The 13,927-nt window shown below is 56.1% G+C and carries 19 protein-coding genes and 1 tRNA gene; 13 read left to right on the forward strand and 7 right to left on the reverse strand.

Annotation, left to right across the window (positions count from 1 at the left end):
- Positions 1-43: 43 nt before the first annotated feature.
- A complete protein-coding gene (gene rsmI, locus NOV72_RS07805; RefSeq protein ID WP_106854062.1) occupies positions 44-934 on the reverse strand; it encodes a 16S rRNA (cytidine(1402)-2'-O)-methyltransferase in 891 nt (296 codons plus the stop codon).
- Positions 935-1,014: 80 nt separating this feature from the next.
- Here rsmI and NOV72_RS07810 point away from each other — a divergent pair, with 80 nt between their 5' ends.
- The 6 genes from NOV72_RS07810 (at position 1,015) to NOV72_RS07840 (ending at position 4,847) form a co-directional block, all read left to right on the forward strand.
- Positions 1,015-1,368 carry a YraN family protein gene (locus NOV72_RS07810; RefSeq protein ID WP_106854007.1) on the forward strand — a complete coding sequence of 118 codons (354 nt, stop codon included), beginning with the start codon at positions 1,015-1,017 and terminating at the stop codon, positions 1,366-1,368.
- Between the two features lie 103 nt (positions 1,369-1,471).
- Complete coding sequence (locus tag NOV72_RS07815; RefSeq protein ID WP_106854008.1) at positions 1,472-2,059, forward strand: phosphoheptose isomerase; 588 nt, start codon at positions 1,472-1,474, stop codon at positions 2,057-2,059.
- Positions 2,060-2,083: 24 nt separating this feature from the next.
- Complete coding sequence (locus NOV72_RS07820; protein WP_106854009.1) at positions 2,084-2,890, forward strand: BON domain-containing protein; 807 nt, start codon at positions 2,084-2,086, stop codon at positions 2,888-2,890.
- On the forward strand, positions 2,887-3,231 hold the full coding sequence (locus NOV72_RS07825) for a c-type cytochrome (protein ID WP_181290893.1): 345 nt from the start codon (positions 2,887-2,889) through the stop codon (positions 3,229-3,231). Before NOV72_RS07820 ends, NOV72_RS07825 begins: the two co-directional genes overlap by 4 nt.
- A 67-nt stretch (positions 3,232-3,298) precedes the next feature.
- Positions 3,299-3,374: transfer RNA gene (locus tag NOV72_RS07830), tRNA-Ala, on the forward strand.
- Between the two features lie 693 nt (positions 3,375-4,067).
- The gene (locus NOV72_RS07840) at positions 4,068-4,847 is read left to right on the forward strand and encodes a replication initiator protein A (RefSeq protein ID WP_106854012.1); all 780 of its coding nucleotides are present in this window, start codon (positions 4,068-4,070) and stop codon (positions 4,845-4,847) included.
- A 274-nt stretch (positions 4,848-5,121) separates the two neighbouring features.
- Here NOV72_RS07840 and NOV72_RS07845 read toward each other — a convergent pair whose 3' ends face one another.
- Positions 5,122-6,012 (reverse strand): hypothetical protein, encoded by an 891-nt coding sequence (locus NOV72_RS07845; RefSeq protein ID WP_146149954.1) that lies wholly within the window; start codon positions 6,010-6,012, stop codon positions 5,122-5,124.
- A 14-nt stretch (positions 6,013-6,026) separates the two neighbouring features.
- On the opposite strand from NOV72_RS07845, the gene NOV72_RS31850 reads away from it, so the two are divergent.
- The 4 genes from NOV72_RS31850 to NOV72_RS07860 all read left to right on the forward strand — a co-directional run bounded on the left by NOV72_RS31850 (position 6,027) and on the right by NOV72_RS07860 (position 8,531).
- Positions 6,027-6,353: a TraK family protein gene (locus NOV72_RS31850; protein WP_146149955.1), complete on the forward strand. Its 327-nt coding sequence runs from the start codon at positions 6,027-6,029 to the stop codon at positions 6,351-6,353.
- A 333-nt stretch (positions 6,354-6,686) separates the two neighbouring features.
- Positions 6,687-7,046 (forward strand): conjugal transfer transcriptional regulator TraJ, encoded by a 360-nt coding sequence (gene traJ / locus NOV72_RS07850; RefSeq protein WP_106854014.1) that lies wholly within the window; start codon positions 6,687-6,689, stop codon positions 7,044-7,046.
- Positions 7,047-7,371: 325 nt separating this feature from the next.
- Positions 7,372-7,878, forward strand: a complete 507-nt coding sequence (locus tag NOV72_RS32195; RefSeq protein WP_181290895.1) for a hypothetical protein — start codon at positions 7,372-7,374, stop codon at positions 7,876-7,878.
- A gap of 344 nt (positions 7,879-8,222) precedes the next feature.
- A complete protein-coding gene (locus NOV72_RS07860; protein WP_106854063.1) occupies positions 8,223-8,531 on the forward strand; it encodes a hypothetical protein in 309 nt (102 codons plus the stop codon).
- 298 nt (positions 8,532-8,829) lie between these two features.
- On the opposite strand, the gene NOV72_RS07865 is transcribed toward NOV72_RS07860, so the two are convergent.
- The 5 genes from NOV72_RS07865 to NOV72_RS07885 all read right to left on the reverse strand — a co-directional run bounded on the left by NOV72_RS07865 (position 8,830) and on the right by NOV72_RS07885 (position 11,923).
- Positions 8,830-9,672 (reverse strand): hypothetical protein, encoded by an 843-nt coding sequence (locus tag NOV72_RS07865; RefSeq protein WP_146149956.1) that lies wholly within the window; start codon positions 9,670-9,672, stop codon positions 8,830-8,832.
- 206 nt (positions 9,673-9,878) lie between these two features.
- A complete protein-coding gene (locus NOV72_RS07870) occupies positions 9,879-10,709 on the reverse strand; it encodes a hypothetical protein (protein WP_106854016.1) in 831 nt (276 codons plus the stop codon).
- Positions 10,710-10,795: 86 nt separating this feature from the next.
- Complete coding sequence (locus NOV72_RS07875) at positions 10,796-11,164, reverse strand: hypothetical protein (protein WP_106854017.1); 369 nt, start codon at positions 11,162-11,164, stop codon at positions 10,796-10,798.
- Positions 11,161-11,661, reverse strand: coding sequence for a hypothetical protein (locus NOV72_RS07880; RefSeq protein ID WP_106854018.1), 501 nt, complete (start codon positions 11,659-11,661; stop codon positions 11,161-11,163). Before NOV72_RS07880 ends, NOV72_RS07875 begins: the two co-directional genes overlap by 4 nt.
- 4 nt (positions 11,662-11,665) lie before the next feature.
- Positions 11,666-11,923, reverse strand: coding sequence for a hypothetical protein (locus NOV72_RS07885; RefSeq protein ID WP_146149957.1), 258 nt, complete (start codon positions 11,921-11,923; stop codon positions 11,666-11,668).
- A 223-nt stretch (positions 11,924-12,146) separates the two neighbouring features.
- On the opposite strand from NOV72_RS07885, the gene NOV72_RS07890 reads away from it, so the two are divergent.
- Genes NOV72_RS07890 through NOV72_RS07900 form a run of 3 tightly spaced genes read left to right on the forward strand, consistent with a single transcriptional unit; the run spans position 12,147 to position 13,794 of the window.
- On the forward strand, positions 12,147-12,602 hold the full coding sequence (locus tag NOV72_RS07890) for a hypothetical protein (RefSeq protein ID WP_146149958.1): 456 nt from the start codon (positions 12,147-12,149) through the stop codon (positions 12,600-12,602).
- Positions 12,602-12,841, forward strand: coding sequence for a hypothetical protein (locus NOV72_RS07895; RefSeq protein ID WP_245932936.1), 240 nt, complete (start codon positions 12,602-12,604; stop codon positions 12,839-12,841). The genes NOV72_RS07890 and NOV72_RS07895 overlap by 1 nt, the downstream gene beginning before the upstream one ends.
- The gene (locus NOV72_RS07900) at positions 12,838-13,794 is read left to right on the forward strand and encodes a tyrosine-type recombinase/integrase (RefSeq protein ID WP_181290897.1); all 957 of its coding nucleotides are present in this window, start codon (positions 12,838-12,840) and stop codon (positions 13,792-13,794) included. Before NOV72_RS07895 ends, NOV72_RS07900 begins: the two co-directional genes overlap by 4 nt.
- The last annotated feature ends 133 nt before the right edge of the window (positions 13,795-13,927 follow it).

The raw sequence follows: 13,927 nt of genomic DNA on the forward strand, positions 1-13,927 counted from the left end.
ACTTCGCAAAACCCGAACGGGCCGTCTCGCGACGGCCCGTTTTTTATTCCGCTTCGCTTTCGCCGCGCTTCGCGAGCTTGAGCGCGCGCTCGTACAGCGCGTTGCGCGACGCGCCCGTCAAGGTCGCGGCGATGCGCGCCGCACTCTTCACCGACAACTCTTCCAGCAACGTCGAGAGCAGCGCATCGTGCGCGTCGTCGGCGTCCTGCGCTTCGGGCGCGCCTTCCACCACCAGAACGAATTCCCCGCGTTGACGATTCGCATCGGCTTCGAGCCACGTTGGCCCTTCGGCCAGGGTGCATCGATGCAGGCTCTCATGTAACTTCGTCAGTTCGCGGGCGATCAGCAGTTGCCGCTCTGGGCCGAGCACCTCGCCGAGCGCGCGTACCGTTTCCACGATGCGATGCGGCGCTTCGTAGAACACCAGCGCCATCGGGTGATTCGCGAGCGTGCGCAGTTGCGTGGCGCGCTGCTTCGGCTTCGTCGGCAGGAAGCCGATGAACGAGAAGCCGCGCACCCACGCGCCGGCAGCAGAGAGCGCCGTCGTGAGCGCGCTTGCGCCCGGCAGTGGAACGACGGGGAGGCACGCTTCACGCACGGCGTCGACGAGACGCGCGCCCGGATCGGAAATGCCGGGCGTGCCGGCGTCGGATACGCACGCGATGCGCTCGCCGTTCCGCAGATGCTCGATCACGCGCTCGGCGGCGCTGCGCTCGTTGTGCTCGTGAACGGCGATCGAGGGCTTCGAGATGCCGTAGCGCGCGAGCAGTTGCGCGGTGTTGCGCGTGTCTTCGGCGGCGATGCGATCCGCGAGTTGCAACACATGCAGCGCGCGCACGGTGATGTCGGCCGCGTTGCCGATCGGTGTCGCGACGACATAGAGCGCGCCCGTCGGATAGTTCTGCCCGGCGGCGAGTTCGGAGATCTGAAGCATGAGCGCGGGCGTCCAGGGAAAGGACGTCATTTTGCCACGCGCGACCCGCATGGCTCGCCGACAACTTTTATGGAGGAGCCTTGTCCAAAACGCTCGGCGATGTGTTCGAGACGCGCGCGCTGGAGTTCCTGCAGCGGCAACGCATGCGACTCGTCGCGCGCAATGTGGCTTGCCGGGGCGGCGAGATCGACCTCGTGATGCTCGATGAGCGCGACGCCCTCGTGTTCGTCGAAGTTCGGGCGCGCAAGAGCAGGCGTTATGCGAATGCCGCCGCGAGTGTCGATGCGCGAAAGCGCGCGCGGCTCGTCCACGCCGCGCAGCATTTCCTCGCGACGTGGCGTGGCGCGTTGCCCGCATGCCGCTTCGATGTCGTCGCGTTCGATGCGGGTCGCGTGCATTGGCTGCCCGATGCGTTTCGCGCCGACGAAGCATGAGCGAGGTTCGTCGCATGATGCATGCGGTAAACTGCGCAACAACCGACGCTTCGAGCGTTCAAGCCACATACCGCCGCCATTCGCGGCCGATGATCGAGAGTCGATGTCAGTCGAACGTATCCAGCAGCAATTCCGCGACAGCGCGGCACTCAAACTCGAAGCACTCGACGCGCTGGCGGTTCCGATCGCGGCCGCCGTCGATACGCTCTTCGGCGCACTCGCCAACGGCAACAAGATTCTCGTCTGCGGCAACGGCGGTTCCGCTGCCGATGCGCAACGTTTCGCCGCGCAACTGATCGGCCGTTTCGAGCGCGAGCGGCCAGGCTTGCCGGCCATCGCGCTGACGACGGATACATCGATTCTCACGGCCATCGGCAACGACTATGCGTTCGAGCAGATCTTCTCGAATCAGGTCCGCGCGCTCGGTCAGTCGGGCGACGTGCTGCTCGCGATCAGCACGTCGGGCAACTCGGTCAACGTGCTCGCGGCGATTCAGGAAGCGCACGAGCGCGAGATGATCGTGATCGCGCTATCGGGCAAGGGCGGCGGCGCGATGTCCGACGTACTTGCCGAAACCGATATTCACATCTGCGTGCCGTCGGATCGAACGGCGCGCGTTCAGGAAGTCCATCTGCTGACCATTCACTGTCTGTGCGACGGCATCGATTCGATGCTGCTCGGAGACGATTGAAACTGAAAAGGGGGAACGGAGTTGATGAACAAGACACGCGTCAAGGCGACGCTGGCCCAAGCCACGCTCGTGGTGAGCATGTTGTCGGGAGTTGCGTTGACGTTGCAGGGCTGCGCGCTTGCGGTTGTCGGCGCGGCTGCTGGCGGCACGCTGATCGCCACGGATCGCCGCACGCTCGGCGCGCAGACCGAAGACCGCGAGATTCAGGTGAAGGCGCTTTCGCGGATCAACGAGAACCTGCCCGATACGGCGCATGTCAACGTGACCGTGTTCAATCGGCGCGTGCTGCTGACCGGCGAGGTGCCTGACGAAGCGTCGAAGCAGAAGGCCGAGGCCGTCGTGCGCGACATCAACAACGTGGGCAGCATCGTCAACGAACTGTCGATTCAGGGCGCGAGCTCGATCTCGTCGCGCGCGAACGACTCCTATCTCGAGACGCGCGTGAAGACCGCGATGGTTGGCGAGAAGGACTTGCGCGCGAACTACTACAAGGTGGTGTGCGAGCGTAGCGTCGTCTATCTGATGGGGCTCGTCACGACGGACGAAGGCGCGCATGGCGCGGATGTCGCCGCGCGCGCGCCGGGCGTGGAGCAGGTCGTGAAGGTGTTCCAGTACATCAAGCCTGAAGAGGCGCAAGCGCTGGAAGCGGCGGCCGCATCCGATGCGAGCGCGGTCTCCGCGGCGAACCCGCCTGCGGCTGCCGACGCGACGGTCGGCACGGTGCCTGATTCGGGCGTGACGTCGCGTCCGCTCGATATGCAGTCGCCCGCGCCCGTGAAGAACTCGGATGTGCATCCGGGCAATCCTAGTCCGGCTCCAGCGGTGAAATGAGTATGGCGCGCTCGATGTTCGGCGCGGTGTTGATCGCCGCGTCTTTCGGTGTGTCTGCCGCGGAGCAGCCCGTCGCGTCCGCCGATGCGATGGTGATCGCGCGAAGCAATGCGTGCATGGGCTGTCACGCGATCGATCGCAAGCTCGTGGGACCGTCGTTTCAGCAGGTCGCGGAGAAGTACAAGGGCGATCCGCAGGCGGGCGCGAAGCTCGCAAAGAAAGTGAAGAACGGCGGCGCGGGCGTATGGGGCTCCATTCCGATGCCGTCGCATCCCCGGATGAACGACGCGGATATCAGGACGGTCGTCGCGTGGGTATTGACGGGGGCGCCGCAGAAGTAAGTGCTGCGTCGAATCGTCCGAAGGCTTGCCTGCGGGCGATTTGCCTGTGATACAATTTTTGTTCGTTGGGGGGGTAGCTCAGCTGGGAGAGCGTCGCGTTCGCAATGCGAAGGTCGGGAGTTCGATCCTCCTCCTCTCCACCACGAATTCGCTTTAGAAACAACGCACTACATCTTGCGATGTAGTGCGTTGTTTTGCTTTCTGAAGCGGTTTTTTGCACACTAGGTGTGGCAGATTTGTGGCGATGACGTGTTGCACGATCAGTCGGGCTACATGTGTAAAAAAAGTCCGCTTAAATTACCGGGACCGGTGTTGGCATAGACGAGAAGCTTGCATGCATTCGCAAACCACCGCCGTCATGTGCAAAGTCGTGCATGGCGCCACAAGGTCTAAGCCATGCAAGCGCTTCTCACCGTCGATCAACTATCCGTCTACCTGCATAAGTCTGTCGCGAGCATTCGGAGTGACGCCTCGCGCAACCCTCAAGCGCTTCCTCCCATATGCCGACTACCCGGCACCAAGCGCTTACTCTGGCGCATAGAAGACGTCGAGCAGTGGCTGCTTGAGCACGTTGCATCCGAGGGTACGGTCGCTAGTCACGCGGCAGTAGGTTCTTTGAGGCGACGCGGCCGCCCCACCAAAGCTGAGCAGATCGCCAGGCAGCGCAGCGGCAAACCCGTTGAGAATGTTCGCGTAGGTGCGGCCAAGCTTTGAAACCGTACTCCAGCAACAGTCGGGCAATTAAGGCCGAACCACTCGTCGAAGCAAATCGAGTCACGGCGGATTTTTTTCCTGCGTACCTCCATGACTACGCTTTCAAGTGTGACGCCGCAAGCATGGAATTGCCGATCTTCTCGCTGTCGACAAAGCCGGACCGATCAATCTCGAAATGGGAGAGTCAAGATGGGATGAGACGGATTGCGGTCAGGCCGAGCATGCTTGGGCGCGCCACTCTCCATGACAAGGACGTACTCATCTTCATCGCTTCCCAGCTCGTCGCGGGTCTAGACCGCGGTCTACCGGACACGAATACCAGAACGGTCCGATTCAGGGCATATGACTATCTAGTTGCGACTGGACGTGGGGTGAGCGGTGCAGAGTACAACGGACTTAGATCATCGCTCGAAAGACTCCATGGGACTACGCTAACGACCAACGTCCGTACCGGCGGGATTCGGATCGACGATGGGATCAATCTTGTTAATTGCTGGAGGATGGTGACGAACGAAGAAGCCTCCTCGAAATCGGGTTTTGTGGAGGTGGAGCTGTCTTCGTGGCTCTATCGCGCCTTATGCGCATTCGAGGTTTTCACGCTAAACAAAGCGTATTTTCGATTGAGGAAGCCGCTGGAGCGGCGATTATACGAACTGGCGCGCAAGCATTGCGGGCATCAGGCACTAGCGAGGATAGGACTGGAGCTGCTTCGTCAGAAGGCAGGCAGCAAGGCGACGCTGAAAGAGTTTCGCCGAATGGTGCGTGCCATCGCAAGCGCGGACAACCTTCCCGACTACAAAATTCTCCTAGGCGAGAAAGACATTGTCACTTTCTACACGAGGAATACGGCGAGGCTCGTACAGAGTCTGCCCGGACCTTCGAAGCTGTCAGCCATTGCCTAGCCGTCTTAACGTGTTTTCACCCACCGCCCTCGAATGGCCAAAGCTCGGACACGTGGTTTCACCCACCAAAACCTGTGGATAGGTACGTGTTTTCGCCCACCGGCCCTACGTGGTATCAACCACCGACAGTTACCGCGACGCCAGAAAGGACGGGGTTTTCACGATAGTGGCGTGACGCGTAACGCGCGCGCGCGGTTTGTTAACTATTAAAACCTTTAACGCGCTTTATCTTGTCAATCGGTGGATAACTGGCACCTGGATGCACCGCTGATGCTTAGGCGATGCGCAGCAACTCCGCACGTGCTTCAGACGAGCAAAGAGATTCTGGATCGCGTGCATATTCGGCGAAGTCTTCAGCGCCGACGGACTTCCTATATTCCAGGTCGTTGCGTAGTCTGCGTACCTCTGCAGTGAAAAGCTCGTTCGATATGCTTTCGTAGACATCGATCGTGGCGCGGTGTGAATTAAATGTTCTCAGCTGCGTCGCGATCGCTTGATCGTTGAGGCACATTCGGACGCACCGGTACGCGCCCACCCCGTCGACTTTGCAAAGTCTACTGATCGCGTCGTGAATGCGATACAACGCGATTGCTTCAGACAGGCAATCGATTGTCAACTCGTCGCCAAATTCTCTGTACGCAAGAATTGAGCACTCGAAGTTGTAAAGCGACTCTTCAAACGAAAGGCTGGCGTCAGCTAGTACTTCAAGATCATCCGGATCAAACGTTGAGACATCGACGGGGCGTTTCGGGTCTGGAAACTCGTACGCATGGCCTACTACGCGACATACCGACCAGAGGGTGTCAATCTCGCCCCACAACGCCTCAAAAATACGTTCTGGGCCGTCAAAGAAGATCCGTCGAGCGTCGGGAAACAAACGCTGGAGGTTCGACAGCGACCGCTCAGAAAGTGGTTGGGCTCCGCTCACAATCCGATACCACTTTTTAGAGTCTTGAGTTTCCGCAACCTGCGTCGCCATATCGGATGCAAATTCCGCAGCTGTCGTTCGCGACCAACCTTCAGTCGACAAATCGAACCATTTCGCGAATTGATTCGCGTTGACCGCCCCGACTCGGGCCATCAAGTCGTGCATCAGCACTATTGTTCGAATGCGCCGTCGTTTCAATAGCTCTGCTGGAGACGTGTTTCCTTTGCCTATATCCATTGATTGATCGTAACGTGTCGAAAATTGTTCGTATTTTTACCGTGAATTGTGCGCTTTGCAAAGTCAAAATTGAAACTCCAAAACCTGATGGGAAAACAAAAGTGGATGAAATGAGTCTGTCGCAGAGAATCGCCGCCATGGTTTTAGCCGAACCTGGCCGCTCACCGGGCGCAGCCAATCGCGCAACATTTCTTTCTGTGCGGAACGAGGTACAAGTCGCACTTAGCCAAGGCTGGTCAATCTTGGCCATATATAAGTCGCTGAAGGCCGATGGTGTGATTTCGTTTGGTTATCAAGCCTTTCGTCGATACGTGAACGAGTTGGTTCTGCGAAAAACGTGATCAACGATCAAGACAAATTTGCGGAATTGTCGAACAACCACTGTGCAAGAGTCGTTCAATCGCGAAGAAAGCGCTCAATTTGCGAGCAACGCTGCAATCATCATGGCGTTGATCGGTTTTATCTTGATTCTTTCCGCAACTGTCGCCGAAACGTACCGCAAATTTTCGGGGCAAGATAGGTGAAGTAGGCCCACCCGCGAGCGGGCGGACCTTCTTCACTCTTCCTTATTCGCGCTTCGCGCTCAACGGAAATCTTGCTGACGAGAGCCGACAATTTGTGGCAACGGCGGCCCTTGCCGACGCGCACATACTGAATGAACGCCAGGATGAGAAATGAAGGCCACCAGAAAAGGTTCCACGCCAATCAAAGTTTGGTGCTTGCCGGAGGAAAAGGCGAGCATTGAGGAGAATGCCCGTAAGGCAGGAATGAGTGTTTCGATGTACCTGCGCAATGTCGGGATGGGTTATTGCATCAAGGGAGTCATTGATGCGGAACTAGTATTGAAACTCGCCAAGATTAATGGAGATCAAGGGCGGCTTGGCGGTTTACTGAAGCTGTGGCTGACGAATAGTGAAAAACTGAGCACGCAGGATCCTCAGCAAATGCGCAGAGTTATTCATGGCGTCCTCGAAAGAATTGTTACGATGCAAATAGCAATGCTGGACCTCGTTAAAAAACCGATTAACCGGTAGCGTTTCGGCTCTTCGTCACGCATTGCCAATGGTTGGCGAACGTTCCCGCCGCACCGAATCAAGGCGGGTAGCGCCTGTCAACTCGCTCCGGAAAAGTTGAGTTCGTTCGAGGAAGGCAAAAACACGGTGCATTCGAGGTCACTCACGATGTGTTTCGACGCTGATCGAAATTTAGCTGCTAAATTTTCCGACCGGCTTTTGATCTCTCGCCGCGGGCGATCGTTCAGTGTTTCGAACTCACCGCTGCCGTCATCGAGACGACGTTGACGGGCTGGGCAAATTTAGCGGCTAAACTTCAATTCTCACTTTCGGATTTCCGTCAAGAATGAAAGACGACCAGCTAGAGGGACTGCCTGTTGATACAGACGAATGGATTCGCCTCTTGCAAACCGATGATGGCCGCGCGGCACGGGAACATCTAGCGGCAGGACGAGCGATCTACTATCGCGAGACGGACACGCCCGCTGGGGTTTGTGTAAAGAAGTATTCGGACGGACATCGGGAGTGGATCACCATCGATCGGACGACTGGGCGTGAATCGGTCATCTGTACGCTGAACGAAGATGATCCGACGTGCTCCACCGCCGACTTCCTGGCGCGACAAGGTGACGATGTCAATTTCGACTTCGATCCGGCGTGGGTGCATCTCGACGTCTTGGGAGAGGAAGGCCGAATCGTAGACTTGGTTGATGAAGCGTCTCTTAGTCTGCGACTCGCGGAGATTGTCGCGTCCACCCAGAAGGCCAATGACGCGCTCGACGACGCTCTGTCGTTCATCGCCGCGTCGAATCTGCGTATCGACAATATGGAAGATGAGCCCGACAAGAGCTGAATCGACGGCAACTGGGACCGCCCCCGTACTGTCAACGTCATAGTGGAGGCATGATTACCGCGGAGCCTGACTACGACGACATTGAGGCGCGGTTGTTGCAACGATCTAGGCTCACGCCCGTTCCATAAGGCTTCGAGGCCATGTCGCGTGGCTTCAGATCGAGCCACGGCCTTCTCATCTTCTCTCGGGTGCTCAAAAAGCGAAGGCGCTTAGGGTTGTCAGCTTGATTTCGTTGACAGTACGGGGGCGCGTAGTTTTCACGATCCGTCCGCATGAAGGGTGGCCACTGCTTGAGCCGTTACCGAGCCGGTAAGCCATTAGACCGTGGGCGAGTGAAGTCCGAAATGAACCCTGAACTAGCAGCCGAACTGGCAGAAGAGGCGCAACTGAAGGCCGCAATCCGCGAACTGCGGAAACTTAGAAAGGACAGCGAACACCTCAATCGTGCGTGGTCGGATACGTGGGCAGCTCGTCAAAAGTATGAGCGGGAGTACTCATTCATGATCAAGCAGCTCAGAGAACGTGAGGATCGCATCATGGATGATCTCAGGCCCTACCTCATCGCGATCGAGGAGCTTGAGAAGCGTGTCCGAAAGTTGGATCGAAAAATTCGTAAACGGCGCTCCAACAATGTTCGTCCAGCAGCGTTATAGGAGCTTTTGATGAGCCTTGTGCGTTTCCCTCGCATCATAGCAGCGATGCACGTAGCTCTTCCCAGCGGCAAACGGGGCAGAGCCGAGGCGGTCAGAGTGCTAGTTCAACCCGGCCACTCGATACTCTGCAGGCCAGGCGTCTTTCGATGCAAATTAACGCTCTCTTGCCCTCGATTCGAGGGCAAGATCAGCCTCAGGTAAGTCCTTTCACTGGTCGAGAGCTAGGCAATCGTTGCGCCGCAAGCAACCGCGCCTCGAAACTAGCTTAGCTATTGGCCGCCGATTTGTGGGCGACGCGTCAGACCGCGTACTGTTTCGCGTTCGATACTGATCCTTTCAGTTTGCGATTGTACAAAGTCCGGCGCACATCCTCAGGCAGATCAACCCAATCGAGCAGTTCGATGCCTGCGGCGTCATAGCAGCCTTTAGCCCGATGTGCCGCATAGTTTTCCTCAAAGGTGACGATATGCACCTGTTCCATGCGTCGCACCGCTTCAATGAAGGCGGCGACGTCCGGCCCGGACTTCATATGATCTGCGACAAGCAAGGTAAGTCTGTGCTGTATCCGATGAAAATGTTCAAGGATCAGCTTTGCCTCGGGGTCGGCAGCAGCAGCGCGGGATACTTTGCCTGTGAAGGTCCTCAATTGCATTTTGAGTTTGCTTGCCATGACATGACTGTAGATCGCCCGTGCTTTGGTCGCATTGAACAACCCGGTTCCTGCTGCGTGCATCATCACCCCGTACACGATCGCGAGCTGTTCATCAGCCGTTTGCTCATCCCCCTTGAGGTTCCCTCCCTTCAGCTGTTGCGACGCCTTCGGCTCCGAAGGTGTCGGCACGATGTTGGAGTCTTTTGGGAAGGTTTTGAACAAGTAAGTTAGTCCTTCGTGTTCAAGGGTCGCCATGCCATCAATTTTCGCCCTGCTGCGGAACGAAATATGACTCCCCGTCGGCAACCCGTAAGCTTTGAATCCGGCGTGGACCGAGTCATGTTCAGTCGTAACCCCGTTACAGGTGACCGTGCATGTGTGACGCGTTATACGCTTCCGGCGCACATTTTCATCATCCCAGGTTCTGGCAGTTCCTGCGGCCCTAATGCGGCGCGTATTTGCCTTCTTCAAATCATCCTGATCCATCATTTTCCTCGTTAGTGGACCTTGCGCGGGGTACCCCATGATAACGGCAGGCCAAACCAGTTCTTGCGCCAGCGCATCTCTGACTCGGACAGTGTCTTGTCCTTTGATGGGTTTGTACCAACCCCTTGCGCACGCAGATGTTAGGCTGACCTCCGGCGTTTCAACGAGAAAAAGACGGACGTTACGTAAAGACGAAGATAATTTACAGCTTAAGATTTGCTAGAAAAGCAACAACCGCGACACGGTTCAAAGGAAGCGGACTTGAGAATGGTAAGGGGCACCACAAAGCTTCTTAGGCCGGACTGCTTGACATAGAGATCGAAAAGGGAATTGATGATCTTCCATTTCGTGTCGAAGAAGGCGCGCACTGTTTTCTCAATCGACTCGTCGGTAAGACTACGTTCCGTCAAGCTCGACAATGCCACGTTGATATGCCGCGCGTACCTGACCGCTCTAATGCTGGCTCCAGCATGAGGATCATGGAGCATTCGGTTTGCTTCTTTGATCGACTTATCGATCGCCGCCTGAAGGTCTTCGACCGATATATCGCCCAAATCGTGAACTCCGCTGTTTAGAATGCTGATTTGTTTGGGGGTATTTTTGATTTTAAATTTGATTCGAACGATCGCCCAAAATGCATCATTGGGTTCTTTGTAAAGTTCTTTCCGGTTTTCCTCGCAATATTCTTGAAACTCACGGACCTTATCGTGGCCTTGCGCCTCGATCTCGGGGGGAACCAAAAAGTTTAAGAAATCTGACTGTAAATAGCTGCAGTCCTTTATTAAATGAAATTTTGGATTTCCGACACTCAAGACATATGCAGGGGAAAATCTGCGCGGCGCCATTTTGAGATTCGCGAAGCCTTCTTCAATCATCAGCTTCCGGATGTGCAAATCTTTTGCTTCTTTTGAATTGATGATCTGGCGCAGGCTCTCTCCATAAAGCGCAGCGAAAATCTCGTCAATAGATACATTATCATCAACCACAAGCGCTTTCCCCAAGCGCTTGTAGCTCGATTTTGTGATGTAAGCTGTTTCCATTATTCCCCTGTCTATGTTTCGATTCTTTATTATTTTGGGTCGCGATGTCCAGGACCTGCATTTGTATTGTTGTACAGGCGGCCCTATTATTTCTTTTTTGGGAGTGCCACCTTCGCGATAAAGGGATTGCTTATTTTGACTAGCCCCTCTTTTTTCAAAATTCCCAATGCACTATTTTCGTGCGGATTTCCATGGTCGGTCATAACTTGCTCAAGCGCATCCAGTATCGCGCTCCCATGATCGGGCGAGGAGGCTGCGTACTCTGCTAGCTTTCCTGAGAGCGCTTGTCCGATGATCTCGGACGGTGTTTTGCCATTCAAATGCGAAAGTACATCCAGCATCGCTGAGACTTTTTCACCTGGCCTTATGTTCACCATGATGTAGCCCTCATGGGTTTTCTCGGACTTCGCCTCGACCGCCTTCGAAATTGCTTTGGAAATGATGTTTGGGTTCACTTGTCCAGTCCTTCTAAGGCTTCCTTCACAGCTAGAAAATCTTCACTATTCCAAGAGTGATCGCTTGGTGCATTCGGATCGTCCTGAACCTGCACTGCCGCTTGGTTGTATTGAAAAATATTTTGCATAATCTGACGGCATTCGGTCTCTATTGCGTCAAATACCCATGGGCACGACAGTTCATCGTAGTGAGCACGCTGATCGGCGGTGTGTGCGAGTAGCAGCCGTACATCATTGTCTTTGATGTCCTGCAGCGCGTTCAGCAGAATGTCGTGCAAAAGGTTATTCAGGAGAAGCGAGCGCGGAACTTCGTTCAAGGCCACCAACGCATCAAGCAACGCGACATCCTCCTGCCTGATTTTGATGTTATATCTCCGATCGTGCTTGCCTCTCGTGATAGACCGTTCGTTTGGTTCGCCGAACCGGTCCACGTCGAGAGCAAGGCTGTATTCCATTCCGCCATCCGAGACGAGCATCCTAGTTAATTTTTCACTCATTCCCTCATCTCCGGTTGTTGCGGTAGATAGTGATAAGAAGCTCGTTCTGGGTAACGACAGTGACGGGCCCCTTCTTGCGCAGGCGTTCGAGATCCCTGATTTCGCGCTCTAGCCGTTTGTGCTCCCGTCTCTTTTCAACAATGGCTTCTTCTAGGTCGCTGGCTCTGCGCTGATCCAGAGTGAGCCGGTCGCCTCTATCATTCATCACGCCTAGTTCGAGAATCGTGCTGACCATGGCGGGACTGAAGCTGCGCTGGTTCATGCGAGATCTCATGTGCAGTGTGATTTGCATACCGGCCTCTTTCGTGTCATTTATGGGCACATTGTGCGTGTCAAAAAGTGGCTCGTCAAGGGCTTTCAAATATTTTGCAATGCACGTTGAAGCATGGCTGAAAGGATCGGGAGCTAAGGCAAGTCACCACGCGCTATATGTGATAATGTCCTTTATCAGATATATAAAGAGGGCGCATATCGTGAACGTGAGCATGGATCTGCAGAGTTCGGTAACGACTGGCGTAGCACTGCTCGGGGCGGCACTTGGCGTGATGAACACATGGAATACGATCAGCCAGCGTCGCGTGCGGTTGCGCGTGCGGCCGGCGGTTGCCTTCGCCGTGCCGCAAGGACATCCAAGCTTTTCGATCGAGGTGCTCAATCTGAGCAGCTTCGCCGTGACGGTCTCAGAAGTGGGATTTACATTGATGGATGATGGTCAGAGGCGCGGGAAGAGAATCACGGTTACAGATCCGCAGGTTTTCGATGGAAGACCCTGGCCACGGCGACTCGAAGCTCGGGAGGCGGTATCTGTGTACTTTGCAATTCAGCCCGTTCTGCAGCATTCGAAAAGCCTCCGAAAAGCGTATGCCCGCACAGCGTGCGGTGAACACATTCAAGGAGACAGCCCGGTGCTTGATGAAATTCGTAAAGAGTCATGGCAGTGATGGAGATGCTCGAATATCGCCACGGGACTGTGCTGGAGGTGGCTGCCTGCATTTCCGACCGATGCCAGCGGCGCATAACACCTGAGGTAGGTGATTTCGATCGGCATGAACAGCTATCGATCTCTTTTGAGGCCGGCTGCGGCTCTATATTTGGTGACGGCAGCAAAGTACGCCTCGATCTCCGCCAGTTTTGCGTCAGGGATGCGCTCGGCGCATGGCTACAAGCCGCCCCAAAATGAATCCGCTCGTTTTGAAGGAGCGAATCGGTCCACCAGCGCTGGTGACGGCAGCCGGAAAACAAGCTCGTATCCGCTTCTTGGAATTTTTTGCGTCGGCAATTCGCAATCCGCATACGCGCCGCGCGTATGCGCGGGCGGTTGAGGATTTTCTGACGTGGTGCGCCGGCGCAGGTGTGCCATCAATCATCGCAGTGCAGCCGTTACACGTGGCCGCTTGGATCGAGCTACAGATGCAGACTCGTTCGTCGCCGACCGCCAAGCAGCGCTTGGCCGCCATCCGTCACTTGTTCGACTGGCTCGTCACCGGCCAGATCGTCCCACACAACCCGGCCGCATCGGTGCGCGGCCCGAGCCATACTGCCAAGAAGGGAAAGACGCCCGTGCTCGACGCGAGCGAGACGCGGCAGCTCCTCGACAGCATCGATGTGTCGACGCCGATTGGGCTACGCGATCGGGCGCTGATTGCGTTAATGGTGTTTTCGTTCGCACGGATTGGTGCGGCGCTCGCGATGCGCGTCGAGGATGTGTACGTGCAGCAACGCCGGCTTTGGGTGCGCCTGCGCGAGAAAGGTGGCAAGCGACACGCGATGCCGTGCCACCACACGCTTGAGGCGTACCTGCACGCATACCTCGATGGAACAGGGATCTCGACTGATTCGAAGGGCCCGCTCTTTCGGACGATCGCACGCGGCACTAAGCATTTGAGTGGAACACCCTTGCCGCAGGCCAACGCCTACGCGATGATTCAGCGCCGAGCCGCCGCAGCGTGCATCGCGACGAAGATTGGGAATCACACCTTCCGTGCGACAGGCATCACCGCGTATCTGAAAAATGGTGGGACCTTGGAAAATGCAGCGGCGATGGCCAATCACGCGTCAATGCGCACGACGCAGCTTTATGACCGGCGTCACGATGACATCAGCTTAGACGAGGTGGAGCGAATCCGTGTGTAGTTATCACGGCGTTCTGCAACGCGATCTACCGACAAGTAGCCGAGCGTCCGTTCCGCGTCCAGCTAACGAAATTTTTGATCTCTCAAATAAACCAATCGCTGAAGCTTTTCTATTCTTGGAGAGTAATGACACG

It is taken from the genome of Caballeronia novacaledonica, assembly GCF_900258035.1.
GTDB classification, from domain to species: Bacteria; Pseudomonadota; Gammaproteobacteria; order Burkholderiales; family Burkholderiaceae; genus Caballeronia; species Caballeronia novacaledonica.